Origin of the sequence: Streptomyces apocyni (assembly GCF_009739465.1) — a bacterium.
GTDB classification, from domain to species: Bacteria; Actinomycetota; Actinomycetes; order Streptomycetales; family Streptomycetaceae; genus Streptomyces; species Streptomyces apocyni.
Genome location: NZ_WHOM01000078.1, coordinates 284931 through 308869, shown reverse-complemented (window position 1 = coordinate 308869; position 23939 = coordinate 284931). Strand labels below are relative to the sequence as shown.

Here is a 23939-nt window from a genome sequence, read left to right as displayed (position 1 = left end):
CCGTTCCGGTGCGAAACAGCAGGCGGAACGGAAACGGGGCGGAATGGACTCGTACGACAAGGACGCGTGCTCCGGGCTTGACGGCCCGGTGGGGCCGCCAGCCCCTGCTCCGGATGCTCCAGACGGTCCGGACGCCCGCACCGGCATCGTCGCGCTCAGCGCCCCGTACCAAGTCGTGGCCGCCCTCGCACTGGCCCTGGTCGCCGTCTTCGCCTGCGTCCACATCGCGATGGTCTTCCTGCACGTCGCGCCCGCGAACACCGTCACCAAGCAGCACGGCCAGGCGGTCGACAGCTGGATCTACCCCGAGTTCGAGCAGAACTGGAAACTGTTCGCCCCCAACCCGCTGCAACAGAACATCGCGGTACAGGCTCGCGCCCAGATCCGTACCACCGACGGCTCCACCCGCCAGACCGGCTGGTACGACCTCTCCGCCCAGGACGCCAAGGCGATCGACAGCAATCTGCTGCCCAGCCACACCCAGCAGAACGAACTGCGCCGCGCGTGGGACTTCTACACCGGCTCGCACGACAACGAGAACCGCCCCAATGGCCTACGCGGCGAACTCTCCGAGCGCTACATCCGCCGCATCGTGCTGCTACGTCTGGCGGACGAAGAGCCCGAAGGCACCGTCCAGCGGGTCCAGGTGCGCTCCAAGACCACCCGGGTACAGCCGCCGCCCTGGAGCGGCGAGAGGTTCGACCGCAAGCCCGTCTACCGCGAGCTTGAGTGGTGGCCGGTCACCTCCCGCGACCTGGAGGTACGCGCCCGATGAGCCACCTCGACCACGCCAGCGCCCCGGCCGCGCGCGGCCTCACCCGTGTCACCAGCGCCGCGCTCGGCCCGTACCAGAGCGCCATCGTCCGTATCGGCTTCGCCGCCACCTGGCTGTTCTTCCTGCTGCGCGAGATCCCGCACCGCTATGAGCTCTACGGGCCCAGGGGGCCGTGGAGCTGGGACATGGCCGAGCAACTGATCGCGAACAACCACGCCTTCACGGCCCTCATGTGGTCCGACAGCCGCGGCTGGTTCGAGGCCGTGTACGCCCTGGCGATCGTTTCCAGCGCGCTGCTGCTGCTGGGCTGGCGGACCAGGACCATGTCCGTCCTGTTCATGATCGGCGTGCTCTCGCTGCAGAACCGCAGCGTGTTCATGGGGGACGGCGGCGACAACGTCATCCACCTCATGGCGATCTATCTGGTGCTGACGCGCTGCGGACAGGTCTGGTCGCTGGACGCCCGCCGGGCGGCCCGCCGTACGACGACCAAGGCCGGGCCGCAGGCGCCGCCACGCGACTGGGTGGGCCCCAGCCTGTGGTCGGTGCTCGGAGTGATCCTCCTCGCGGTCACCGTCACCGACCGGCTGGGCGGGAAGCTCTGGATGGCCCTGCTCTTCTGGGGCCTGTGGATCGCGCAGGGCCTGTGGTGGGCGGTCTGCCGCTATCGGCCGCACGGTCAGCTGCGCATCCTGCTCGACGTCATCGCCAACCTCGTCCACAACGGCGCGCTGTTCGTGATCATGGCTGAGGCCTGTCTGATCTACGCGACCGCGGGCTGGTACAAGATCCAGGGCAGCCGCTGGCAGGACGGCACCGCGGTCTACTATCCGCTCCACCTCGACTACTTCTCCCCCTGGCCGTTCCTCTCCGAGCTGCTCGTGGCCAATGGCACGCTGCTGCTCCTGGTCACCTACATCACGGTCATCACCCAGGTCGCCTTCCCCTTCACCCTCTTCAACCGCCGGGTCAAGAACGTGCTCCTAGCGGTGATGATGATGGAGCACGCGGTGATCGCCGTCGTGCTGGGGCTGCCGTTCTTCTCCCTCGCGATGATCGCCGCCGACGCCGTCTTCCTGCCGACCTCCTTCCTGAAGAAGGCGGGCGAACGGCTCTCGCGGGTACGCGAGCGGTTGCTCGCCCGCACCCGGCTGCCGAGGCAGCGCGGCGGCGACGAACAGCCCGAGCAGCAGGCGGAGCCAGCCGAGCACGCGCGCGTAGGGTTCACGCCATGACCTCGGACGAGGCGGGGCAGACCGCGACGACGTCGGACGCGGCGGGGCAGGCCGCGACGGCGGACGGCGCGGTACGGCGCTGGGGCGAGCTCAGCACCGCCTGCGTCCTGCTCGACGGCTTCCACGCCGTCAAGCACGCCCTGCGCTTCGGCGCCCGTATCCCGCTCGTCGTCACCAGCGACAAGGCGGCCGCCCTGGACCTGGCCGCCCAGCTGGCTCCCGATGTCCGCGAAGGGCTGGCGGCGCTCGCCGTCGAGATCCCCCGCGAGATCCTGCGCGAACTGCTCCCGCGGGTGCACCCGACCGGGGTCGCCGCCCTGGCCGTACGCCCCGAGCGCGCCGCCAACCTGGCCGCCCTGGCCCGTACGCCACGCCCAGCGCCCGTCGTCGTCCTCGACAACCCGCGCAACCTCGGCAACGCGGGCGCCGTGATCCGCCTCGCGGCGGGCTTCGGCGCCACCGGGGTCATCACCACGGGCACGCTGGACCCCTGGCACCCCAACGTCGTACGGGGAGCGGCCGGGCTGCACTTCGCGACGGCGGTGGAGGGGCTGACGGTCGACGAACTGCCGGACGGGCCGGTGTACGCCCTGGACCCGGAGGGCGAGGACATCCGCACCCGCCGCCTGCCGGACGACGCGCTGCTGGCGTTCGGCTCGGAGCGCAGCGGGATCTCCGACGAGCTGCGCGCCCGTGCCGATGAACTGGTCTCCCTCCCGATGCGGCCGCAGGTGTCCAGCTACAACCTGGCGACGAGCGTAGGGATGACCCTCTTCCACTGGTCGGCCGGGGCCCGCCTCTGACAGCTGCCCCGCTGCCAAAGGCGCGACCCACGACCGACTTGTGGCCTGAGGGGCCCGTCCCCTAGGCCTCCCGGCGTACCTCCACCACCCGGAAGCGGTTCGCCACGAACGCGCCGTCGCACAGCGCCGCGTTCGCGGCGGGGTTGCCGCCCGAGCCGTGGAAGTCGGAGAAGGCCGCCGTCTGGTTGACGTACACCCCGCCGGTGAGGTTCAGCGAGAGCTGGGCGCACTCGTCGAAGCAGACCTCCTCCACCGCGCGCTCGGTCTCCTCGGAGGTCGTGTACGCGCCGACCGTCATCGCGCCCTTGTCGCGCACCGTGCGCCGCAGCAGTTCCACCGCGTCCGCGGCCGAGTCGACGGCCACCGCGAACGACACCGGGCCGAAGCACTCGCTCAGATAGGCCGCTTCGGCGTCGGCCGACTCCCAGAACTTGCGTGCGCCGTCCAGCTTGACGATGACCGGCGTACGCACCACGGCGTCCGGGAACTCCGCGTTGGCGACCGTGCGTGAGGGCAGGGCGACCTCGCCGAATCCAGGAGCCGCGTCGAGGCGGCCGCGCACATCGGGGTTGACCAGGGCGCCGAGCAGGGCGTTGGCCCGCGCGTCGTCGCCCAGGAGTGCGGAGACCGCGCCCGCGAGGTCGGAGACCACCGCGTCGTACGTCTTGGGCCCGGCGTCCGTGGTGATGCCGTCCCGGGGGATCAGGAGGTTCTGCGGGGTGGTGCACATCTGGCCGCTGTAGAGGGAGAGCGAGAAGGCGAGGTTGGCCAGCATGCCGTCGTAGTTGTCGGTGGAGTCGATGACGACGGTGTTGACACCGGCCTTCTCCGTGTAGACCTGCGCCTGGCGGGCGTGGGTCTCCAGCCAGTCGCCGAAGGCGGTGGAGCCCGTGTAGTCGATGACCTTGATCTCGGGGCGTACGGCCAGCGTCTTGGCGATGCCCTCGCCGGGCTGCTCGGCGGCGAGCGCGACCAGGTTCGGATCGAAGCCCGCTTCGGCGAGCACCTCGCGGGCGACCTGGACGGTCAGCGCCAGCGGCAGTACGGCGCGCGGGTGCGGCTTGACCAGGACCGGGTTACCCGTGGCCAGGGAGGCGAAGAGGCCCGGGTAGCCGTTCCACGTCGGGAAGGTGTTGCAGCCGATCAGGAGGGCGATGCCGCGGGGGACCGGGGTGAACTCCTTGCGGAGGGTGAGCGGGTCGCGCTTGCCCTGCGGCTTGCTCCAGTCCGCCGCGTCCGGGGTGCGCACCTGCTCGACGTAGGCGTACGTCACCGCTTCCAGGCCGCGGTCCTGGGCGTGCGGGCCGCCGGCCTGGAAGGCCATCATGAAGGCCTGGCCGCTGGTGTGCATGACGGTGTGCGCGAACTCGTGGGTGCGCGCGCTGATCCGCGCGAGGATCTCCAGACACGTCACCGCGCGCACTTCCGCGCCCGCGTCGCGCCAGGCGGGCATCGCCGCTCGCATGGCGGGCAGCAGGGTGTCGATGTCCGCGTGCGGGTACTGGACGCCCAACTCGATGCCGTACGGCGATACTTCGCTGCCTGTCCAGCCGTCTGTGCCCGGCTGGTCCAGGTCGAAGCGGGTGCCGAGCAGGGCGTCGAAGGCGGCCTTGCCGTCCGCCGCGCTCAGGCTGCCGTTCTCGCCGTAGGCCTTCGGGTGCTCGGGGTGCGGGGACCAGTACGCGCGGGTGCGGATCGTTTCGAGCGCCTGGTCGAGAGTGGGCCGGTGCTTCTCGATCAGCTGTTGCGCGGTGAGTTCGACGGCCATGGAGGACCAACTCCTCGTAGCGCCGACTCCTCGCTGAGTCGGCGAGCTGGGCAGGAACAGGAGGACACCGCTAGAGTAACCGAACGATCGGTCGGGACAAGGGGGCCGGGCGAACCTGTGGATAACTCATGCGGGAGGATCGTGACCATGACAGCGACCGCCACCGATCAGGCCACCGATCGCGCCATCGATCGCAGCAGCCCTGTCGCCGTGGTGGGCACGGGCACGATGGGCCAGGGCATCGCCCAGGTCGCGCTGGTCGCCGGTCACCCCGTGCGGCTCTACGACACCGCGCCCGGCCGCGCGAAAACGGCCGCTGACGCGATCACCGCCCGCCTCGACCGACTCGTCGAGAAGGGCAGGCTCAGCGCCGGTGACCGCGAGGCCGCGACGGCCCGCCTCGCCCCCGCCGAAACCCTCGCCGATCTCGCCGGTTCAGACCTCGTCATCGAGGCGGTCCTGGAACAACTCGACGTCAAGCAGCGGCTCTTCCGCGAACTCGAAGACGTTGTGTCCGACGCGTGCCTGCTGGCCACCAACACCTCCTCGCTGTCCGTCACAGCGATCGGCGGAGCCCTCAGGGTGCCCGGCCGCTTCGTCGGGCTGCACTTCTTCAATCCCGCGCCACTGCTCCCGCTGGTCGAGGTCGTCAGCGGCTTCGCCACGGACGAATCCGCCGCCACGCGCGCGTACGACACGGCGCGAGCCTGGGGCAAGACCCCGGTGCGCTGCGCCGACACCCCCGGCTTCATCGTCAACCGCATCGCCCGCCCCTTCTACGCCGAGGCGCTGCGGGTGTACGAGGAGCGGGCCGCGGACCCCGCCACCATCGACGCCGTGCTGCGTGAGTGCGGCGGCTTCCGGATGGGCCCCTTCGAGCTGACCGACCTGATCGGCCAGGACGTGAACGAAGCCGTCACCCGCTCGGTGTGGGAGTCCTTCTTCCAGGACCCCAAGTTCACCCCGTCGCTGGCGCAGCGGCGGCTGGTGGAGTCGGGGCGGCTGGGACGCAAGGCGGGGCAGGGCTGGTACGCGTACGGCGACGGGGACGAGCGCCCCGAGCCGCACACGGCCGCGCCGGAACGAGCCCCCGTCGCTGTGGCCGTCGCGGGCGACCTGGGACCGGCCGCCGCGCTGGTGGAGCTGATCCGTGAGGCGGGCATCGAGGTCCGGGAGACCACGCCGCACGTCTCGGCCAGGTCCGGCTACCTGGAGCTGCCCGACGGCACCTGGCTCCAGCTCACCGAGGGCCTCGCGGCGACCTCCGCGCTCCGGCCGAGCCTGATCCACTTCGACCTGGCCCTCGACTACCGCGAGGCCGGGCGGATCGCCCTCGCCCCGTCTGGCCTGGCTCCGCACGACGGCCTCGCCGCCGCGGTGGGGCTGTTCCAGGCGCTGGGCAAGAAGGTCAGCGTGGTCAGGGACGTACCGGGGCTGATCGTGGCCCGTACCGCCGCCATGCTGGTCGACTTCGCCGCCGACGCGGTGAGCCGTGGGGTGGCGAGCGCCGACGACATCGACACGGCGATGCGGCTGGGCGTGAACTACCCTGTGGGGCCGATCGCCTGGGGCGAGAGCCTCTCGGCCAGCTGGGTCCGCGCGTTGCTCGAAGCCCTCCACCTGGAGTACCCCAGCGCCCGCTACGCACCCTCCCAGGCGCTGATCCGCCGCTCCGAAACACAGAAGGCGAGTCGGCCGTGACCACCCCCAAGCGTGATACCTACACCCCCGAGACGCTCCTCACCGTCGCCGTGGCGATCTTCAACGAGCGCGGCTACGACGGCACCTCCATGGAGCACCTCTCCAAGGCCGCCGGTATCTCCAAGTCGTCGATCTACCACCATGTCGCGGGCAAGGAGGAGCTGCTGCGCCGCGCGGTGAGCCGCGCGCTCGACGGGTTGTTCGGCATCCTCGACGAGAACCACGCGCGCGTAGGGCGTGCCGTGGACCGGCTTGAGTACGTCACGCGGCGCATGGTCGAGGTGCTGACGGACGAGCTCCCGTACGTCACGCTGCTGCTGCGGGTACGGGGTAACACCGCCACCGAGCAGTGGGCCATGGAGCGGCGCCGGGAGTTCGACCACCAGGTCGCCGAGCTGTTCAAGGCCGCCGTCGTGGAGGGCGACCTGCGTTCGGACATCGAGGTCAGGCTGGCCACCAGGCTGCTTTTCGGCATGGTCAACTCGATCGCGGAGTGGTACCGCCCTGAGCACCAGGGTGCCGATGGCGGGGAAGTGGCCGACGCCGTGGTCCAGTTGGCCTTCGGCGGGCTGCGTACGGCTTCCTGAGCCGGGCGGGCCGGTTACCCCTTAGTGTCTGGGCCCAGGTCCGTCTCCTCGAAGACCAGCAGCGTGCGGGTGCTGAGCACCTCAGGGATCGCCTGCAGCTGGGTGAGCACCAGCTCCCGCAGGGTCCGGTTGTCCGGCGTGTGCACCAGCAGCAGTACGTCGAAATCGCCGCTGACCAGCGCGATATGGGCCGCTCCCGGGAGCGCCCGCAACTGCTCGCGCACCGTGCGCCAGGAGTTCTGCACGATCTTCAACGTGATGTAGGCGGAGGCGCCCTGACCGGCGCGTTCGTGGTTGACGCGAGCGCCGAATCCGCGGATCACGCCGTCCTCGATGAGGCGATTGATGCGGGCGTAGGCGTTGGCGCGCGACACATGGACCCGCTCGGCCACGGAACGTATCGAGGCGCGGCCATCCGTCTGGAGCATCCGCAGGATGTCGCGGTCGATGGAGTCCAGCGGACGGGGCGGGGTCTCCCCGCCGGGGTTGCCGGGCGTACCGGCCGCGGAACCCGGTGCCGAGCCCGGTGCGGAGCCGGTGGTCGTGCCGTCGTCACCGGCCATTCGTTCAGATGCCATGTCCCCCCGCCTCTCTACCATGGACGTACTGCCTCTATCCCAGGCTGTGGAGAACCGTTTGTCCACAGCCTGGAGGTGCCTGTAGCCAAAATGTGCTGACGACCGAACAATCGGTAGGTGAGGCGCATCACACACCGCGCCTCTCCCCGATCGCTCCTACGAGGAGGTGCACGCGGTGAAGAAGCACAGCACGACGGCCGTGGCGGAGCGAGGGGCCTACCGGCCCACCCCGCCTCCCGCCTGGAAACCCCGCACCGACCCCGCGCCGCTGCTGCCGGACGCTGAGCCCTACCGCGTCCTGGGAACACCCGCAGCGGCCGAGGCCGACCCCGAGCTGCTGCTCAGGCTGCACCGGGAGCTGGTGCGCGGCCGCAGGTACAACGCGCAGGCGACCGCCCTCACCAAGCAGGGCCGCCTCGCCGTCTACCCGTCGAGCACGGGCCAGGAGGCCTGCCAGGTCGCCGCCGCGCTGGTGCTCGAAGAGCGCGACTGGCTGTTCCCCAGCTACCGCGACACCCTCGCCGCCGTCGTCCGGGGCCTGGACCCCGTACAGGCCCTCTCGCTGCTGCGCGGCGACTGGCACACCGGGTACGACCCGCGCGAGCACCGCATAGCGCCGCTGTGCACCCCGCTCGCCACCCAGCTCCCGCACGCGGTGGGGCTCGCGCACGCCGCCCGTCTCAAGGGCGACGACGTGGTCGCGCTCGCCCTGGTGGGCGACGGCGGTACGAGCGAAGGCGACTTCCACGAGGCGCTGAACTTCGCCGCGGTGTGGCAGGTACCGGTGGTCTTCCTGGTGCAGAACAACGGCTTCGCGATCTCCGTACCGCTCGCCAAGCAGACCGCCGCGCCGTCCCTCGCCCACAAGGCCGTCGGATACGGCATGCCCGGCCGCCTGGTCGACGGCAACGACGCGGCGGCGGTCCACCAGGTGCTGAGCGAAGCCACGCGCCGCGCGCGCTCGGGCGGCGGTCCGACCCTCGTCGAAGCCGTCACCTACCGCGTCGAAGCCCATACGAACGCCGACGACGCCACCCGCTACCGAGGCGACGGCGAGGTCGACGCCTGGCGGGCGCACGACCCGATCACGCTGCTGGAAGGGGAGCTGACCGGCCGCGGCCTGCTTGACGACGACCGGGCGCGGAGCGCCAGAGACGCCGCTGAGGAGCTCGCCGCCGGACTGCGCGCCCGGATGAACGAGGATGCCCCCTTGGACCCGATGGACCTGTTCACCCACGTATACGCCGAGCAGACCACCCAACTGCGCGAGCAGGCCGCCCAGCTGCGCGCCGAACTGGACGCGGAGGCCGGGCGATGACCACCGTGGCCGAAAGCGGCGGCAAGTCCGCCACCAAACCCGCCACCATGGCACAGGCGTTGCAGCGCGCGCTGCGCGACGCCATGGCCGACGATCCCACCGTCCATGTGATGGGCGAGGACGTGGGCACGCTCGGCGGGGTCTTCAGAATCACCGACGGACTGACCAAGGAGTTCGGCGAAGACCGCTGCACGGACACCCCGCTCGCCGAGGCGGGCATCCTGGGCACCGCGGTCGGCATGGCCATGTACGGGCTGCGGCCGGTCGTGGAAATGCAGTTCGACGCCTTCGCCTACCCCGCCTTCGAGCAGCTGATCTCGCATGTGTCGCGGATGCGGAACCGCACCAAGGGCGCGATGCCGCTGCCGATCACGATCCGGGTGCCGTACGGCGGCGGGATCGGCGGCGTCGAGCACCACAGCGACTCCTCCGAGGCGTACTACATGGCGACTCCGGGGCTCCATGTCGTCACGCCCGCCACCGTCGGCGACGCGTACGGGCTGCTGCGCGCCGCCATCGCCTCGGACGACCCGGTCGTCTTCCTGGAACCGAAGCGCCTGTACTGGTCCAAGGATTCCTGGAACCCGGACGCCCCGCCGTCCGTTGACCCCATAGGCCGGGCCGCGGTGCGGCGCGCTGGACGCAGCGCGACGCTCATCACGTACGGCCCGTCTGTTCCTGTCTGTATGGAAGCGGCCGAGGCCGCTCAGGCGGAGGGGTGGGATCTGGAAGTCGTCGATCTGCGCTCGCTGGTGCCCTTCGATGACGAGACGGTCTGTGCCTCGGTGCGCAGGACCGGGCGTGCGGTCGTGGTGCATGAGTCGGGTGGCTTCGGTGGCCCGGGTGGCGAGATCGCGGCTCGCGTCACCGAGCGCTGCTTCCACCACCTGGAGGCGCCGGTGCTGAGGGTGGCCGGGTTCGACATTCCCTACCCGCCGCCGATGCTGGAGCGGCACCATCTGCCGGGAGTCGACCGCATCCTGGACGCGGTGGCCCGGTTGCAATGGGAGGCGGAGAGCTGATGGCCCAGGTGTTGGAGTTCAAGCTGCCGGATCTCGGTGAGGGGCTCACCGAGGCGGAGATCGTCCGCTGGCTGGTGGCCGTGGGCGACGTGGTGGCGGTCGACCAGCCGGTGGTCGAGGTCGAGACGGCCAAGGCGATGGTCGAGGTGCCCTGCCCCTACGCGGGTGTGGTCACCGCGCGGTTCGGCGCGGAGGGTACGGAACTTCCCGTGGGCGCGCCCCTGTTGACGGTTGCCGTGGGAGCGTCCGCCGAGGTGGACTCCGCGACGGGGGCCGGGGGCGAAGCCGAGGCTGAGGCTGAGGCCGAGGGGTCCGGGAACGTGCTGGTGGGCTACGGCACGGGCGCGGCACCGGCGCGCAGGCGGCGGGTACGGCCCGCTAGCGCGGTGCGGGCGTCGGCCGGACCGGCGCGGCCGGACACCTTGCCGGAGCCGGAGCCGGAGTCGGCATCGGTGGTGTCTGAGTCGGCATCGGTGTCGGAGCCTGAGCCGGTGGACCAGGACGGCCCCGTGCCGGTGATCTCGCCGCTGGTACGCCGACTGGCCCGGGAGAACGGGCTCGATCTGCGGGAGCTGGCGGGCTCGGGGCCCGACGGACTGATCCTGCGCGCCGACGTCGAGTCCGCGCTGCGCGCGGCCCAGGCGTCACAGGTGTCGCAGGCGGCCCAGGCCGCGCGGAGCCCTGAGATGCGGCCTGCCACGCCTGTGTCTACGGGGGCGGGAGCCGGGACCGGGGCCGCCGTGTCGGCGGTCGCCGGGGTCGAGGAGCGGATTCCGCTCCGTGGCGTGCGAGGTGCCGTCGCCGACAAGCTGTCGCGCAGCCGCAGCGAGATCCCCGACGCGACCTGTTGGGTGGACGCCGACGCCACCGAACTCATGAACGCCCGCGCGGCCATGAACGCCTCGGGCGGCCCCAAGATATCCGTCCTCGCGCTGCTGGCCCGGATCTGCGTCGCGGCTCTGGCCCGGTATCCGGAGCTCAACGCGACGGTCGACCTGGCCGCCCGGGAGGTCGTACGCCTCAGCGAGGTCCACCTCGGCTTCGCCGCGCAGACCGAGCGGGGCTTGGTCGTCCCCGTCGTGCGCGACGCCCAGGCACGGGACGCGGAGTCCCTCAGCGCCGAGTTCGGCCGCCTGACCGAGGCGGGCAGGGCGGGGCGGCTCACCCCGGCTGACCTGACCGGGGGAACGTTCACGCTGAACAACTACGGCGTGTTCGGCGTCGACGGCTCCACGCCGATCATCAACCACCCCGAGGCGGCCATGCTCGGGGTCGGCCGGATCGTCCCCAAGCCCTGGGTGCACCAAGGCGAGTTGGCGGTCCGCCAGGTCGTACAGCTCTCGCTCACCTTCGATCACCGGGTGTGCGACGGCGGGACGGCGGGCGGGTTCCTGCGGTACGTGGCGGACTGCGTCGAACAGCCCGCGGTGCTGCTGCGCACGCTGTAGCCGAGGCGGCGGCTCCTCCGGGGTCCTCCGTGGACGCATACTCGGAGCATGACCTCGTATGACGCCGTAGTGCTGGCAGGGGGTGCCGCCAAGCGGCTGGGCGGCGTGGACAAGGCCGGGGTGCGGGTGGGCGCCCGGTCGCTGCTCGACCGGGTGCTGGAGGCCTGCTCAGGTGCCGCCACCACGGTCGTGGTGGCGGACCACCGGCCCACCGCCCGACCCGTGCTGTGGGTACGCGAGGACCCGCCGGGCGGCGGGCCGCTCGCCGCGCTCGACGCGGGGCTGCGGAGGACGGGCGCGGAGACCGTGGTCGTCCTCTCCGCCGATCTGCCGTTCCTGGGCGAGGCGACCGTACGAGGCCTGGTGGACGCGCTCGCCGCGGAACCGGTGGAGGGCGCGCTGCTCGTCGACCGGGGCGGCCGGGACCAGCCGCTCGTCGCCGCCTACCGGAGCGAGCCGCTGCGCCGCGAGATCGCGTCGCTCGCCGCCAGGCACAATGGCCTGACCGGGCTGCCGCTGCGCCTGCTCACCGCCGAGCTCGCGCTCGCCAGGGTCACCGGACCCGATGACTCCCGTGCCGCATTCGACTGCGACACCTGGGAGGACATCGCCGAAGCCCGCGCACGGATCAGGGAGCATGGGCACGTGCTGAATGAATGGGTTGCCGCAGTCAAGAACGAACTGGACATCGACCTCGACGTGGACACCGCCGGGCTGCTCGACCTGGCGCGCGACGCGGCACACGGCGTGGCCCGGCCCGCCGCGCCGCTGACCACGTTCCTGGTGGGCTACGCGGCCGCCCAGGCCAAGGACGGCGGACCTGAGGCCGTCGCCGAGGCGACCCGTAAGGCCGTGGCGCTCGCGGCCCGCTGGGCGGACGAGGGCCGCACGGGCGATGCGAGCGACGCGGGCGACGCGGGCGACACGCGCGGCGAACGGACCGCTCCCGCTGTTCAGCCGGACGCCGGATGACCGGGTACGACGCGGCGGACGGCCGGAACGGCCGGGGCGCCCGGGACATGGGTGAGGCCGTGGACGTCGACGACCAGGACCTGGGCGTCGACGACGCCCTCGCGCTGGTCAGGGAGGCGCACCCGGCACCCGGCCTGAGCGGGCCAGCCACCGTGCCCGCCCCTGCCTCCACTCCCGGCCAGCAGGGAGACCGCCCGCATGGCACCCCCTGGCCGGAGGCCCGCAGCCGCGCCGAAGCAGCCGGACGAGCCGCCGGGCGGGCAGCCGCGAAGGCCCCCCGGAACGCTGCCGCGCCCGCTGCCCACGCCCCGCACGCCCCCCACGCCGCCCCCACCGCAGTAGCGCTGGACCAGGCGCTCGGCCTGGTGCTGGCCGCGCCCCTGGTCGCGCTCACCGACCTGCCGTCCTTCGACACCTCGGCGATGGACGGCTGGGCCGTCGCGGGCCCAGGCCCCTGGACCGTACGAGCAGAGGGCGTCCTAGCAGGCCACGCGCTTCCCGACCCGCTCGCCGACGGCGAAGCCGTGCGTATCGCCACCGGCGCGCGCGTCCCCCAGGAAGCCACCGCCGTCCTGCGCAGCGAACACGGCCGCATCGACGCCAGGAGCCGACTGCACGCGCGGCGTGAGGTCGTGCACGGGCAGGACATCCGCCCGCGCGGCCAGGAGTGCCGCAGCGGTGACCTGCTGCTGCCCCCGCGCACGCCGGTCACCCCTGCCGTACTCGGCCTCGCCGCGGCCGCGGGTTACGACGCGCTGCCGGTCTTCCCCCGGCCCCGGGTGGACATCCTCGTACTCGGCGACGAGCTGCTGACCGATGGCCTCCCGCGCGACGGCCTGATCCGGGACGCGCTCGGCCCCATGCTGCCGTCCTGGCTGCGCGCGCTGGGCGCCGAGGTCACCGACGTCCACCGGCTCGGGGACGACGCCCAGGCACTGCGTCAGGCGATCGCGAAGTCCGACGCTGACCTGGTGATCACGACGGGCGGCACCGCCGCGGGCCCCGTCGACCATGTCCACCCGACCCTGCGCGCACTCGGCGCCGAACTGCTGGTGGACGGGGTCCAGGTACGCCCAGGGCACCCCATGCTGCTGGCCCAACTGTCGGAGAACCAGCACCTGGTAGGCCTGCCGGGCAACCCCCTCGCCGCCGTCTCGGGGCTGTTGACCCTGGCCGAACCCCTGATCCGTACCCTGTCAGGCGGCCTCGCGCCGGAGCCGCTGCGCGCCCCCGCCAGCGACGACGTCCAGGGACACCCGTACGATACGCGGCTGGTGCCCGTCACCCTCCGCGCCAACGGGGTCGTCGGGGCCGCTGGGGCTGCTGGGGGCGCTGGGGCTGGGGCCAGCGGGGCCGATGAGGCCGTACCTCTGCGCTTCAACGGACCGGCGATGCTGCGGGGGATCGCGGTGGCCGACGGCCTCGCGGTGGTTCCGCCCGGCGGGGCATCGCGGGGGCGGGAGCTGGAGATTCTGGACCTTCCGTGGGGAACGTGGTGAACGAACAAGGCCGAGGACACGGCCGAGAACGTCGAGGCAGGGCTGTGAACGAGGAGCGTTTCACGTGAAACTTCCCGGCCATGACGCGATCGCGCGCCAAGCCGATGAACGCCTGACGACCTACAAGGTGAGGCTGCCGCGCACCATGGTGGCGCACCCGCTGCGTCAGGTCCTCACCCGGCTGGCGATGGCGATCGCGGTGCTGTTGCTCGCGATGCTGATCGTCTTTCTCGACCGTGACGGCTATGCGGACCAAAACCGTGGCGGCACCCCGCCCGGCCCCCTCGCCATCGCCTACTACATCACCGTCAGCCTCTCCACCACCGGCTACGGCGACGTCGTCCCGGTCAGCGATACCGCTCGCCTGGTCAATGTGCTTGTGATCACTCCGCTGCGTGTGATCTTCCTGATCATCCTGGTCGGAACGACCCTTGAGGTGCTCACCGAGCGCACTCGGGAGGAGTTCCGACTCAAACGCTGGAGGTCCCAGTTGCGCGACCACACTGTCGTCGTCGGCTTCGGCACCAAGGGCCGTTCCGCCGCCCAGACCCTCCTGGCGACCGGGCTGTCCAAAGAGAAGATCGTCGTGGTCGACCCCAGCGCCAAGGTCGTCGACGCCGCCACGGCGGAGGGCTACGCGGGTGTCGTGGGCGACGCGACCCGCAGCGATGTCCTGCTCCGCGCCGAGGCGCAGAAGGCCCGTCAGATCGTCATCGCCACCCAACGCGATGACACCGCCGTCCTGGTGGCCCTCACCGCACGCCAGATGAACCGCCCCGCGAACATCGTGGCCGCGGTACGTGAGGAGGAGAACGCGCCGCTGCTGCGTCAGTCCGGCGCGGACGCCGTCATCACCAGCGCCAGCGCGGCCGGACGGCTGCTCGGCCTGTCCGTGCTGAGTCCGCGCGCGGGGAACGTACTGGAAGACCTCATCCAGCACGGCAGCGGGCTCGATCTCGTCGAACGGCCGGTGATAAAGGCCGAGGTGGGGCTGAGTGTCCGGGAGACCAAGGACCTCGTGGTGAGCGTGGTGCGCGGCCACCGACTGCTCGGATACGACGATCCGCTGGCCAGCCCGCTGCAGTTGACGGACCGTCTGATCACGATCGTACGGGTCACCCCCAAGCCCCCCGTGGCCCCGATCCGCCCGCCGAAGGACCTCTAGTCCGCTAGTCCGCTTCGGGCCGGGTACCGGGTACCGGGTAGTAGCCTCGCCGCCATGTATGCGATCACGATCCCGGAACCCGGCGGCCCCGAGGCCCTTGTCTGGGCGGAGGTCCCCGACCCCGTACCCGGCGAGGGCGAGGTGCTGGTCGACGTGGCCGCCAGCGCCGTCAACCGCGCCGACTTGCTCCAGCGACAGGGCTTCTACGACCCGCCGCCCGGCTCGTCGCCCTACCCCGGGCTCGAGTGCTCGGGCCGCATCGCCGAAATCGGCCCCGGTGTAAGCGGCTGGCAGGTCGGCGATGAGGTGTGTGCCCTGCTGGTCGGCGGCGGCTACGCCGAGAAGGTCGCCGTACCGGCCGGACAGCTGCTGCCGCTGCCCGAGAACGTCGACCTGGTGACGGCGGCCGCGCTCCCCGAGGTCACTTCGACAATCTGGTCGAACATTTTCATGATTTCCCACCTGCGCCCCGGCGAGACGCTGCTGGTGCACGGCGGAGCCAGCGGTATCGGCACCATGGCGATCCAGCTCGCGAAGGCCGTCGGTGCCACGGTCGCGGTTACGGCGGGCGGCAAGGAGAAGCTGCGGCGCTGCGCGGAACTGGGCGCGGACATTCTCATCGACTACCGCGAGCAGGACTTCGTCGAGGAGATCCGCCAGGCCACGGACGGCGCGGGCGCGGACGTCATCCTCGACATCATGGGCGCCAAGTACCTGGACCGGAACGTGAAGGCCCTCGCGGTCAACGGCAGGCTCGCGATCATCGGTCTCCAGGGCGGCGTCAAGGGCGAACTGAACCTCGCCGCGCTGCTGGGCAAGCGGGCCGCGATCACCGCGACGTCATTGCGCGGTCGGCCGCAGGAGGAGAAGGCCGCGATCGTCGCGGCGGTACGTGAGCACGTCTGGCCGCTGATCGGCGCGGGCCGGGTCCGCCCGGTCATCGACCGTACGGTGCCCATGAGCGAGGCGGCCGAGGCGCATCGCGTACTGGAGGCGAGCGGGCACGTAGGCAAGGTGCTGCTCACCCGTTAGCGGCGCCGCCGCCCGGCACTGTGGGCTGTCCGGTCGTTGGCCAGCACTGCGAGCTGTCCGAGATGCCGGACCTACCCCGTCGTGTGACGCTGGCTGGACAGATCTTGGCAGCTCGGCACCGGGAGGGGGTACCGGCGTGGCTCCACAACTCCGCACTCCCTCGCTCCGCTCGCTTCGTACGGCGGGGGGCTGGCTGTGCCTCGGCGCGCTGCTGGCCCTCGGACCAGCGCCGACGGCGTACGCGGAGCGCGGGGCGTCTCCGGTGGTCGCTGAGCCGGGGGCGTCCCCGGTGGCCGACGCACCCGCGACGGACCCGTCGCGGGCGGGCAGCCGCCCCGGTACCGGGCGCGAGCCCCCGGGCCGCCCCGACCGGGTGCCCCCGAGCCCGCCGTCGCCCTCGCTGGGCGCCCGTACGCCCCCGCTGCCCCCGGGCTCGCTGCCCCCGGGCCGGGCCGACCCGCCGGAATCAGGCGCCGCCGATACGACGCCGAGCTCGGCGGACAGCGCCCCCGTCCCGTCCGGCCCACCCGAGCCGCCCCCGCCGAACAGCACCACCGGCACCACCGGCACCACCAGCGCCTCCCCCGCGCGGCCGACGCCGAGCCCCTCCACGACGGGGCGAGACGGCACCCCCGACGCCGCCCGCCCCTCGGAATCGGCGGCCCATCCCCGTACCCCGCACGACGAGATCACCGCCACCACCGTCACCCGCTCCGCGGCCCCCGACCTCGACTCCCGCGCCTCCTCCGACCCCGGCGCCGACGTCGTGGCCGACGCCTCCCGACAGGCCACCGCCGAGTCAGCGGAACCCGACCCACACGCGCTACCGCTCGGTACCGGCCTGATCCTGATCGGCCTGGGTCTGGCCTTCCTCGCCCTGCGGATTCGCCGTGGGTAAGGCGTGGCTGGGTGCGGCTGGGCGCGGCTGTGAGCGGCCGATATGAGCTCCCCCTGCGCCCAACGGAGGGTGGATCACCGGCGAACGGGGGCACCACCGTGATGTGATGCAGACGTGCGAGAGAATGGCGGCATGGAGATGCCGAGGAACGACAGGTCGCAGGAGAATCCGCAGGTCTTGGTCGTGGGCCAGGACGGAATGGCCCTCGGTGGCGGCGGAGACGACGAGTCCCGCGAAGTTCCGGTGACGGACATGGTCGAGCAACCGGCCAAGGTCATGCGGATCGGCAGCATGATCAAGCAGCTGCTTGAGGAAGTACGCGCGGCTCCTCTGGACGAGGCCAGCAGGGTCCGCCTCAAGGAGATCCACCACAGCTCGGTCAGGGAGCTGGAGGACGGGCTGGCCCCCGAACTGGTCGAGGAACTGGAACGCCTCTCCCTCCCCTTCACGGAGGAGGCCACCCCCAGCGATGCCGAGCTGCGCATCGCCCAGGCCCAGCTGGTCGGCTGGCTCGAAGGCCTCTTCCATGGCATCCAAACCACCCTCTTCGCCCAGCAGATGGCGGCCCGCGCCCAGCTTGAGCAGATGCGCCGAGCCCTGCCGCCCGGCGTCAGCGTCGGTGACGACGACGAGGACCACGGACACGGACACGGCCACGCGGCAGGCCGCACGGGCGGCCCGTACCTCTAAGCCGACAGATACAGATACAGACACACGAAAGAAGGGGTTCGGCGCGCGGTACGCGTGCCGAACCCCTTCTGCGTTTCCTCCGCCCGCCGCTACGGGCTTACTTGGTCTCGACCCGTCCGAGCGGGTCGGAACCGCCCGTCAGCGCGTCACACGCCGCCTGCCAGTCGGAACTGGGGTAGTCGGAACTGGGGTAGAGCGTGCTGCGGAGGTAGGCCCAGGTGAGCCGTTGGACCGCGGACACTCGCTCGGGGCTCTCGTCCGTGGTCTCGGCGACGTCGTACCCAGAGATCCCGCCGAGCCCGTGCTCCGCGTCAAACAGGGTGAGCAGGGCCTTGGGGCCCGGGGAGAGGAAGTACGGATCGGCGTGCCAGCCCGGGCCCCGAACCGTCAGGTGACCAGAGACGTCCTTGTCGCCAACGACCACGAGCGCGGGTGTCGTCATCTCGGAGAAGTCCGTGGTCAGGAGGAAGGGGTAGCTCTCGGCCACGAATTCGGTGAGGGCATCACCACCCTTGCCGGGCGCGGCAAGCAGTACACCCGCCTTGATCCGGGGCTCGGCCAGGTTCACCTCCGTACCGTCGTGCGGATCGGTGAGCCGGGCGCCCAGCAGCAGGCTCGCGGTGTGCCCGCCCATCGAGTGCCCGGCTACGGCGACCCTGTTTCGGTCCAGTCGCCCGAGGAGTTCTGGGACGGCGGCCTCGATCACGTCGAGCTGGTCGAGGATGCGCGTCATGTCCTCGGCGCGCGATCGCCAGTACATCGGCGCCCCGGGAGTGTTGGGGTCGAGGCTCAGCGTCGTCGAGCTGAGGTGGGTGGGCTGGATGACGACGAAGCCGTGCGCTGCCCAGAAGTTGGCGAGGGGCGCGTAGCCGTTCAGCGAGGAGAGGTTGTTGGAGTGCCCCTGACCGTGCGAGAGGAGGATGACCGGCAGGTCACTCCCGCTCACGGGCGCGGAGACGCGTAACTCCAGGGCCACGGCTCTGCCGGGAGCGGAGAGCACCACCGGACTGACCGAGAAGACAGTTTCACTCATGTGCTGTTCCCCTTCAATGGCCTTTTGGCTCAGCTATCCTGAAACCGGAACGCTGTTCCGGTTAACATACGGAACAGTGTTCCGTTTAGTCAACGGCAGGAAGGACAGAGTGCGGTGCCCACTACAGGCCAGCCCGGCGAAGTGCCCGCCCGAGGCAAACGCGCCGACGCGCAGCGCAACCAGGAGACGCTGCTCGCCGCAGCCGCCGCGGTGTTCGTCACCTCCGGCGTCGACGCGCCGATCCGCGAGATCGCGGCCAAGGCAGGCGTCGGTCTAGGGACGATCTACCGCCACTTCCCGAACCGGGCGGACCTCGTCGTCGCCGTCTACCGGCACCAGGTCGAGGCCTGCGCCGAGGCTGGCCCGAGCCTGCTGGCCAGTGCCAACTCCCCGCTCTCAGCGCTCCGGCAGTGGATCGACCTCTTCGTCGACTTCCTGGTCACCAAGCACGGACTCGCCAACGCGATGCAATCGGACAGCAGCGGCTTCGACGCGCTGCACGCCTACTTCCTGGACCGATTGGTTCCTGTCTGCGCGCAGTTGCTCGAGGCTGCGGCCAACGCGGGCGAAATCAGGCCTGGTACGCACGCCTACGAGTTGATGCGCGGCATCGGCAACCTCTGCATCGGCCGCGACAGCGACCCCCGCTACGACCCGCGCCGACTGGTCGAACTACTCCTCCGGGGACTCACCTAGCGGGTACACGGCGCGCACGAGCAGCGTGCCCACGTCGGCCGGGTCCGGGGCTGCCAGGACCTGGGCGTCGACGTCCGTGAAGCCGTCGCGCTTGAGGATGTCGGCCCACGTCTCCGGAGCGTAGTTCCACCGCAGGACGGTGAGTTTGCGCCCCGACAGCCCGTTGCCGTACATCGCTTGCGGCCCGTAGTAGCCCTCGATGGGCTCCGCCTGGCTGAAGGCGAAGACGCCGCCAGGGTTGAGCCGCTTGGCGACGAGTGGAATGAGATTGCCCGGGTCGGTGAACCAGACGGCACCCCAGATCGAGAAGACCGTGTCGTACGTCGCATCAGTGCTGGCCAGGAAGTCACACGCCTCGGCGTGCACGAACCGCAGGTGATCGACGCCGCCCCACCACCTACGTGCTCGTTCCACCTGGGCGGAGGAGAAATCCAGCGCGGTCACGTCAACGCCCTTGCGAGCGAGGAAAACCGCTTCCCTGCCCTCCGCCGAGCCGAGCTCCAGCGCGGTACGCGGCCCGCCGAGGAAGTCGTCAGCGGGGCCGTGGCCGGGGTGCTGCGTCCACTCGAAGGTATCGACGTCCGGGGCAGGCGGCTCGCCGTCTCCCTTGTGAGGCTTGTACGTGTCCCAGCACTCGGGGAGGTTCTGCGACGAGCGGGGCATGCGGCTCCTCGGGAGGGTGCGGAGGCGGGGCGTCCGCCTGGCTGGACACCGTAGCCACCGCTCTCGCATGGTCACCGCTGAATGCCGCGATTTCATCCGTGATGTATGCCAGGTGACAGACGGCCGGTCTGGGAGTGCGTTGCCGGTGCGTCCGCCGACGTGCCTGGCCGGTTCTCTCCTTACTCCACTCCCGCCCCAGTGGTTGCGTACGAGAACGTCGCGGAACCGCACGCCATACAGCCCGTCCCCGCAGCTCTCGTCACACCGCGCACAGCCGGCCGGGAAGGAACCACATGCCCACCGCCAGACACGCCTTACGTATAGGCGCCGCCGCAGCCTCATTAGCGGCCCTCGCCGTCATGCCCCAGGCGTCCGCCGCCAACAGCGACGCAACCGCAGACGCAGCAGCGGTCTACACGGACAACATGGTGCCGGTCGGCCCCGACGGGCCCGGCCGGTGGGGCTGTTACAGCACCTCCGCGAAGTATGGGGGCAATATCTGCCGCACCGACAACGCCAAGGTGTACTACTACATGGACAGTTACAAAAAGTACAAACTGGAGGCCCCGGACCGGGCAGCGGTGAAAGAGACGATGAGGGACGAGTTCGCCCCGACGGATTTGGTCATCAAGTATGACTCCACACCTGTGTTCAAGGGGCACGGCGAGACCGACATTATCTACCAGGAGGGGTCTGACAACCTGAGCGAGAATGCTGCGGGCATGACCTGGTGCGACGACGGCGGCGACAGCAATCTGGGCAAGTGGGAGTGCGACCAGCAGTACATCCGCATCCGGGGCAACGGGGTCTACGACATCAGTATCGCTTGCCATGAGACCGGGCACGCGGTCGGCTTGGTCCACGGTGATGAGGCGATCCCCAGGAAGAACCCGGAGGACCCCAAGCTCGGCTGCATGATCAGGAAGGGCTACGACTACGACCTCGGAGCCAACAACACCGCCCATATCAACAGGACGTACTGATGAGCACGGGAGGACGTTCGGTGAACCGATGCATGGGCATGGCTGCCGTCGGTATGGTCGCTGCCGCCACTGCCGCGACCGTGCTCGTCGTCACCCAGGACAGTCCCGACAACACGCAGGCACAGTCGTCAACCGGCCAAGAGCACGTGATGATCGCTCACGGCAAGGACCGGCGCCCCAGCCAGACCGCCGAGGAGTGGGTGACCTACGCCGACCATGTCGTGGCTGTCACGGCTGTTGCCGAACGCGTCACTCCGCCCGCGCCCATCGAGATCGAACGGGGCGAAGGGCTGACCGGTCGTGAGGTGACCTTGCGGATCGACGAGGTGCTTTGGTCCCGGGACGGGGCCTCCAAACCTGCACCCACGCACTGGAAGCGTGCCTCGATGGGGTGGCAGTTCAAAGGCGGTGAGAACTATCGAAAGATGGCCATGGAGGGCCAGCCACGGGTCGAGAAGGGCCACCGCTATCTGATGGCCATCGATTGGGAGGAAGCCAGGTGCTCCCCAGGTGATGAGCCCGAACCTGCCCAGTGGCACAGCCTCGGCGAGGGCGCTGTCGTGCCTTACGACAACGGAACCATCGGTGAAGGCGAGATGGAAGGCCGTATCCAGAGCGCCGAACAGGCCCGGCAAGCCCTCGCCGCAGACGAACCGGGCATGTCCCTGGAGGACAAACTCGCAGGCCAGAACGGAAAGGCCCTCGTGAAGGCCCTGAACGCGGCAACACCCGGCCAGAAGGCGGACGTGGCCCGGTACCAAGCTAAGAGTGCCTGCGACTGACCGGCTGTGCCGTCCTTTTGAACGTTCCCCACGGCTCCCGCGACCTAGAAGAAGACACAGGACGAGAGGGGACGCGACGGATGGCCAGATCGGTCGGCACGACTCCGCCAACGGAAATGGAGGCGGCTCACGTCAGACGGGTACGCGGTGTCCTGGCATTAGGCGGGGTGCCCTGGCAGGACCTTGACGACGGCGTACAGCAAGTCCACCTCAAGCTCCTCGAAGCCGAACCGGAGATCCACAATCTCTCAGCGTGGCTCACCGTGGTCGCCTCACGCGTCGCGGCCGACTGGCATCGTGGGCAGGCCCGCGACAGGGGTCTGCGTGAACGCCTGGCCGCCCGCTGGGCCAGGCAGCTACCGGACGGCTACACCGAGGAAGACCGCGTCTTGGCCCTGGCCATCGCCACTGGCATGGAAGATCTGTCCCCAGCCCAGCGCCAACTCCTCACCCTGCGCTTCCATACCGACCTGACGGTGAAGGACATCGCGCGGGCTCTGCGGATACCCGAAGGCACGGTCAAGAGCCGACTCCACACCGCTGTCGCAGCGTTGAGCACGCGCCTGCAAGAAACCGAGGTCATCTGATGGACCACACCGAGCCCGACGAGGCCAGGCTACGCCGTGCCTTCGCCATGATCAGCGACGAGGCCGGGGAGCCCGACCATCGCTTCGTACCGGCAAGCAGACGACGCAATCTCATCAGGGCCCTGGTCGTCGCCGCAGCGTTCGCGGGCGTCTTCATATTCATCATGAACGGCCTCGGCCAGGGACCGGGCGAGGACAGGGACGACACAGGCGGCAAGACCCACCCCGCGACCTGGATCGCCTGTTCCAAGGTCATGGCCGAAGGCACCGTCGACTCCGTACGCGATGCCCCCCAGAATGACCGCGTCATCCTGACCCTCAACGTCAGCAAATGGCTCAAGCCCGCTACCGGCGACGAGCTTGCCGAGTTCACCATCACCGACCCGGCGAAGCTCGGATACGAGGCGAGCAAGCCCGGTCAGCATGTCCTCCTCGTCATCGAGAACCGACCAGGCGGCTGGGTCAGCTACTACACCGACAGCCGCCAGATCGAAGGAGCCCGCACCAGCATCGAAAGGGCGCTGCCCGAAGCCGAGGGAAGGACCTGCGAGGGGGCTCGGTGACCTCAGCTCCGTATGCCGCAGGCCGCCGAACTGGTGGAGTGCTATCCCGTCACTGGCGGTGGGCGGGCGCGGGCAGGAGTGTGGTGAAGGCGGCCCAGGTGGTGGGGGTGAGGTGCAGGACCGGGCCGTCGGGGTTCTTGGAGTCGCGGACGGCCACGGTGCCGGGGATGTTGCGGGCGACCTCTACACACTCCCCACCGGAAGTGCTGTGGCTGGACTTCACGAACTGGAACTCGGTCACGTGTCACATCCCCTTGCGAAGGCTGTCAATGAGCACGGCAGAGTCGTGCTGGGCCAGGCTAAGCCTGGCCGTGCGGTCGAAGTACGTGCTGTAGACGTCGCTTTCAGCCTCGTTCTCCACCCATACAGTAGAGGCAATGGTATCGACGTGGACCACGTCTACTGCCTCGGCCTCAGCGAAGGAAATGATGTTGAACGGGCCCGCTACACAAGGGTGGCCACCAGCGCGGAACGGGAGAACCTGAAGCCGTACGTTCGGCAACTGGGCGACTTCAAGCACACGGTCGAGCTGGGCGCGCATGACTTCCTGACCGCCGATCAACTGGCGAAGCGCTGCTTCCCACACCACGGCGTACACTTGGAGGGGCCTGTCCCCGTGAAGGCGAGCTTGCCGCTTCATCCTGACTTCGACGATGCGCTCGATCTCGTCCGGGTCTTCCCAGACTGCGTCGCTGACCGCGAGGGATCGGGCGTACTCGGCGGTCTGGAAGAGGCCGGGGATCAGTGACATCTGCCAAGTGCGAACCTGGCTCGCCATATCTTCCATGGCGATGTACTCGGCTAGGGCCCCTGCCTGCGGTGAGTGCTGCCACCACCCCTTGGCCTTTCGGCGCTCCCGGTCCAGCCGGGCCAACTCCAGCAGTCGACCGACGGCTTTGGAGTCCTCCAAGCCGTAGAACTCGCACAAGACCCGGACATCCGGGTCGCGCATCGGCACCCAGCCGCGCTCCATCTTCACGATCTTTGAGTTGGTCGCGCTGATCACCGTCGCGGCCTGCTGCTGTGTCTTTCCAGCTGCGTCACGGAGGCGTAGTAGTTCGCTGCCGAGCCTGCGTCCCAGGACAGTTGACGCTCGATTGCCGAGCTGAGCTGATCTGTTCACGGCCCAAGTGTCGTCCCT

25 protein-coding genes are annotated in these 23939 nt (G+C 70.2%); 19 read left to right on the top strand and 6 right to left on the bottom strand.

Going from position 1 to position 23939, the window contains the following annotated elements; translation table 11 throughout:
- Positions 1-43 precede the first annotated feature (43 nt).
- From GCN81_RS30010 to GCN81_RS30000, 3 genes are read left to right on the top strand one after another with little or no spacing between them, the layout of a single operon-like run.
- The gene (locus tag GCN81_RS30010; protein ID WP_156727691.1) at positions 44-775 is read left to right on the top strand and encodes a DUF5819 family protein; all 732 of its coding nucleotides are present in this window, start codon (positions 44-46) and stop codon (positions 773-775) included.
- The gene (locus GCN81_RS30005; RefSeq protein WP_156727690.1) at positions 772-2010 is read left to right on the top strand and encodes an HTTM domain-containing protein; all 1239 of its coding nucleotides are present in this window, start codon (positions 772-774) and stop codon (positions 2008-2010) included. The genes GCN81_RS30010 and GCN81_RS30005 overlap by 4 nt, the downstream gene beginning before the upstream one ends.
- The gene (locus GCN81_RS30000; protein ID WP_156727689.1) at positions 2007-2813 is read left to right on the top strand and encodes a TrmH family RNA methyltransferase; all 807 of its coding nucleotides are present in this window, start codon (positions 2007-2009) and stop codon (positions 2811-2813) included. The genes GCN81_RS30005 and GCN81_RS30000 overlap by 4 nt, the downstream gene beginning before the upstream one ends.
- Before the next feature lie 61 nt (positions 2814-2874).
- Here the strand turns inward: GCN81_RS30000 and paaN are convergent, their stop codons facing one another.
- Positions 2875-4581 (bottom strand): phenylacetic acid degradation protein PaaN, encoded by a 1707-nt coding sequence (gene paaN / locus GCN81_RS29995; RefSeq protein WP_156727688.1) that lies wholly within the window; start codon positions 4579-4581, stop codon positions 2875-2877.
- 147 nt (positions 4582-4728) lie between these two features.
- On the opposite strand from paaN, the gene GCN81_RS29990 reads away from it, so the two are divergent.
- The gene (locus tag GCN81_RS29990; protein ID WP_156727687.1) at positions 4729-6282 is read left to right on the top strand and encodes a 3-hydroxyacyl-CoA dehydrogenase; all 1554 of its coding nucleotides are present in this window, start codon (positions 4729-4731) and stop codon (positions 6280-6282) included.
- Positions 6279-6869, top strand: a complete 591-nt coding sequence (locus tag GCN81_RS29985; protein WP_156727686.1) for a TetR/AcrR family transcriptional regulator — start codon at positions 6279-6281, stop codon at positions 6867-6869. Before GCN81_RS29990 ends, GCN81_RS29985 begins: the two co-directional genes overlap by 4 nt.
- Positions 6870-6883: 14 nt before the next feature.
- Here the strand turns inward: GCN81_RS29985 and GCN81_RS29980 are convergent, their stop codons facing one another.
- Entirely contained in the window at positions 6884-7447 is a 564-nt protein-coding gene (locus GCN81_RS29980; RefSeq protein ID WP_156727685.1) for an Lrp/AsnC family transcriptional regulator, read from the bottom strand.
- 175 nt (positions 7448-7622) lie between these two features.
- Here GCN81_RS29980 and pdhA point away from each other — a divergent pair, with 175 nt between their 5' ends.
- The 9 genes from pdhA (at position 7623) to GCN81_RS29935 (ending at position 17491) form a co-directional block, all read left to right on the top strand.
- Complete coding sequence (gene pdhA, locus GCN81_RS29975; RefSeq protein ID WP_231627072.1) at positions 7623-8765, top strand: pyruvate dehydrogenase (acetyl-transferring) E1 component subunit alpha; 1143 nt, start codon at positions 7623-7625, stop codon at positions 8763-8765.
- Positions 8762-9787, top strand: coding sequence for an alpha-ketoacid dehydrogenase subunit beta (locus tag GCN81_RS29970; protein WP_156727684.1), 1026 nt, complete (start codon positions 8762-8764; stop codon positions 9785-9787). The genes pdhA and GCN81_RS29970 overlap by 4 nt, the downstream gene beginning before the upstream one ends.
- A complete protein-coding gene (locus tag GCN81_RS29965) occupies positions 9787-11235 on the top strand; it encodes a dihydrolipoamide acetyltransferase family protein (protein WP_156727683.1) in 1449 nt (482 codons plus the stop codon). Before GCN81_RS29970 ends, GCN81_RS29965 begins: the two co-directional genes overlap by 1 nt.
- 48 nt (positions 11236-11283) lie before the next feature.
- Positions 11284-12207 carry an NTP transferase domain-containing protein gene (locus tag GCN81_RS29960; RefSeq protein ID WP_156727682.1) on the top strand — a complete coding sequence of 308 codons (924 nt, stop codon included), beginning with the start codon at positions 11284-11286 and terminating at the stop codon, positions 12205-12207.
- Positions 12204-13706, top strand: coding sequence for a molybdopterin molybdotransferase MoeA (locus GCN81_RS29955; protein ID WP_156727681.1), 1503 nt, complete (start codon positions 12204-12206; stop codon positions 13704-13706). Before GCN81_RS29960 ends, GCN81_RS29955 begins: the two co-directional genes overlap by 4 nt.
- A 64-nt stretch (positions 13707-13770) precedes the next feature.
- Positions 13771-14871: a potassium channel family protein gene (locus tag GCN81_RS29950; protein WP_156727680.1), complete on the top strand. Its 1101-nt coding sequence runs from the start codon at positions 13771-13773 to the stop codon at positions 14869-14871.
- A 54-nt stretch (positions 14872-14925) separates the two neighbouring features.
- On the top strand, positions 14926-15903 hold the full coding sequence (locus GCN81_RS29945; RefSeq protein WP_156727679.1) for an NAD(P)H-quinone oxidoreductase: 978 nt from the start codon (positions 14926-14928) through the stop codon (positions 15901-15903).
- A gap of 136 nt (positions 15904-16039) precedes the next feature.
- Positions 16040-16801 carry a hypothetical protein gene (locus GCN81_RS29940; protein WP_156727678.1) on the top strand — a complete coding sequence of 254 codons (762 nt, stop codon included), beginning with the start codon at positions 16040-16042 and terminating at the stop codon, positions 16799-16801.
- Positions 16802-16933: 132 nt separating this feature from the next.
- Positions 16934-17491, top strand: a complete 558-nt coding sequence (locus GCN81_RS29935) for a bacterial proteasome activator family protein (RefSeq protein ID WP_156727677.1) — start codon at positions 16934-16936, stop codon at positions 17489-17491.
- A 97-nt stretch (positions 17492-17588) separates the two neighbouring features.
- Here the strand turns inward: GCN81_RS29935 and GCN81_RS29930 are convergent, their stop codons facing one another.
- Positions 17589-18524 (bottom strand): alpha/beta hydrolase family protein, encoded by a 936-nt coding sequence (locus GCN81_RS29930; RefSeq protein WP_156727676.1) that lies wholly within the window; start codon positions 18522-18524, stop codon positions 17589-17591.
- Between the two features lie 114 nt (positions 18525-18638).
- Here GCN81_RS29930 and GCN81_RS29925 point away from each other — a divergent pair, with 114 nt between their 5' ends.
- Positions 18639-19220 (top strand): TetR/AcrR family transcriptional regulator, encoded by a 582-nt coding sequence (locus GCN81_RS29925; protein ID WP_156727675.1) that lies wholly within the window; start codon positions 18639-18641, stop codon positions 19218-19220.
- On the opposite strand, the gene GCN81_RS29920 is transcribed toward GCN81_RS29925, so the two are convergent.
- Complete coding sequence (locus tag GCN81_RS29920; RefSeq protein WP_156727674.1) at positions 19197-19883, bottom strand: class I SAM-dependent methyltransferase; 687 nt, start codon at positions 19881-19883, stop codon at positions 19197-19199. The two genes, GCN81_RS29925 and GCN81_RS29920, sit on opposite strands and share 24 nt — an antisense overlap.
- A gap of 293 nt (positions 19884-20176) precedes the next feature.
- On the opposite strand from GCN81_RS29920, the gene GCN81_RS29915 reads away from it, so the two are divergent.
- The 4 genes from GCN81_RS29915 (at position 20177) to GCN81_RS29900 (ending at position 22798) form a co-directional block, all read left to right on the top strand.
- Positions 20177-20866 (top strand): hypothetical protein, encoded by a 690-nt coding sequence (locus GCN81_RS29915; protein WP_156727673.1) that lies wholly within the window; start codon positions 20177-20179, stop codon positions 20864-20866.
- Positions 20866-21648, top strand: coding sequence for a hypothetical protein (locus tag GCN81_RS29910; RefSeq protein WP_231627071.1), 783 nt, complete (start codon positions 20866-20868; stop codon positions 21646-21648). The genes GCN81_RS29915 and GCN81_RS29910 overlap by 1 nt, the downstream gene beginning before the upstream one ends.
- An 80-nt stretch (positions 21649-21728) precedes the next feature.
- Positions 21729-22235: an RNA polymerase sigma factor gene (locus GCN81_RS29905; RefSeq protein WP_156727672.1), complete on the top strand. Its 507-nt coding sequence runs from the start codon at positions 21729-21731 to the stop codon at positions 22233-22235.
- Positions 22235-22798, top strand: a complete 564-nt coding sequence (locus GCN81_RS29900) for a hypothetical protein (protein ID WP_156727671.1) — start codon at positions 22235-22237, stop codon at positions 22796-22798. Before GCN81_RS29905 ends, GCN81_RS29900 begins: the two co-directional genes overlap by 1 nt.
- Before the next feature lie 49 nt (positions 22799-22847).
- Here the strand turns inward: GCN81_RS29900 and GCN81_RS29895 are convergent, their stop codons facing one another.
- A complete protein-coding gene (locus GCN81_RS29895; protein ID WP_156727670.1) occupies positions 22848-23039 on the bottom strand; it encodes a DUF397 domain-containing protein in 192 nt (63 codons plus the stop codon).
- A 3-nt stretch (positions 23040-23042) separates the two neighbouring features.
- Positions 23043-23921 (bottom strand): helix-turn-helix domain-containing protein, encoded by an 879-nt coding sequence (locus GCN81_RS29890; RefSeq protein WP_156727984.1) that lies wholly within the window; start codon positions 23919-23921, stop codon positions 23043-23045.
- Positions 23922-23939: the final 18 nt, after the last annotated feature.

Bases quoted from the DNA above. Each gene is read 5' to 3' on its own strand.
- GCN81_RS30010 (WP_156727691.1), top strand. From the start codon at position 44: ATGGACTCGTACGACAAGGACGCGTGCTCCGGGCTTGACGGCCCGGTG.
- GCN81_RS30005 (WP_156727690.1), top strand. From the start codon at position 772: ATGAGCCACCTCGACCACGCCAGCGCCCCGGCCGCGCGCGGCCTCACC.
- GCN81_RS30000 (WP_156727689.1), top strand. From the start codon at position 2,007: ATGACCTCGGACGAGGCGGGGCAGACCGCGACGACGTCGGACGCGGCG.
- paaN (WP_156727688.1), bottom strand. From the start codon at position 4,581: ATGGCCGTCGAACTCACCGCGCAACAGCTGATCGAGAAGCACCGGCCC.
- GCN81_RS29990 (WP_156727687.1), top strand. From the start codon at position 4,729: ATGACAGCGACCGCCACCGATCAGGCCACCGATCGCGCCATCGATCGC.
- GCN81_RS29980 (WP_156727685.1), bottom strand. From the start codon at position 7,447: ATGGCATCTGAACGAATGGCCGGTGACGACGGCACGACCACCGGCTCC.
- GCN81_RS29970 (WP_156727684.1), top strand. From the start codon at position 8,762: ATGACCACCGTGGCCGAAAGCGGCGGCAAGTCCGCCACCAAACCCGCC.
- GCN81_RS29965 (WP_156727683.1), top strand. From the start codon at position 9,787: ATGGCCCAGGTGTTGGAGTTCAAGCTGCCGGATCTCGGTGAGGGGCTC.
- GCN81_RS29960 (WP_156727682.1), top strand. From the start codon at position 11,284: ATGACCTCGTATGACGCCGTAGTGCTGGCAGGGGGTGCCGCCAAGCGG.
- GCN81_RS29955 (WP_156727681.1), top strand. From the start codon at position 12,204: ATGACCGGGTACGACGCGGCGGACGGCCGGAACGGCCGGGGCGCCCGG.
- GCN81_RS29945 (WP_156727679.1), top strand. From the start codon at position 14,926: ATGTATGCGATCACGATCCCGGAACCCGGCGGCCCCGAGGCCCTTGTC.
- GCN81_RS29935 (WP_156727677.1), top strand. From the start codon at position 16,934: ATGGAGATGCCGAGGAACGACAGGTCGCAGGAGAATCCGCAGGTCTTG.
- GCN81_RS29930 (WP_156727676.1), bottom strand. From the start codon at position 18,524: ATGAGTGAAACTGTCTTCTCGGTCAGTCCGGTGGTGCTCTCCGCTCCC.
- GCN81_RS29920 (WP_156727674.1), bottom strand. From the start codon at position 19,883: ATGCCCCGCTCGTCGCAGAACCTCCCCGAGTGCTGGGACACGTACAAG.
- GCN81_RS29915 (WP_156727673.1), top strand. From the start codon at position 20,177: ATGCCCACCGCCAGACACGCCTTACGTATAGGCGCCGCCGCAGCCTCA.
- GCN81_RS29910 (WP_231627071.1), top strand. From the start codon at position 20,866: ATGAGCACGGGAGGACGTTCGGTGAACCGATGCATGGGCATGGCTGCC.
- GCN81_RS29905 (WP_156727672.1), top strand. From the start codon at position 21,729: ATGGCCAGATCGGTCGGCACGACTCCGCCAACGGAAATGGAGGCGGCT.
- GCN81_RS29900 (WP_156727671.1), top strand. From the start codon at position 22,235: ATGGACCACACCGAGCCCGACGAGGCCAGGCTACGCCGTGCCTTCGCC.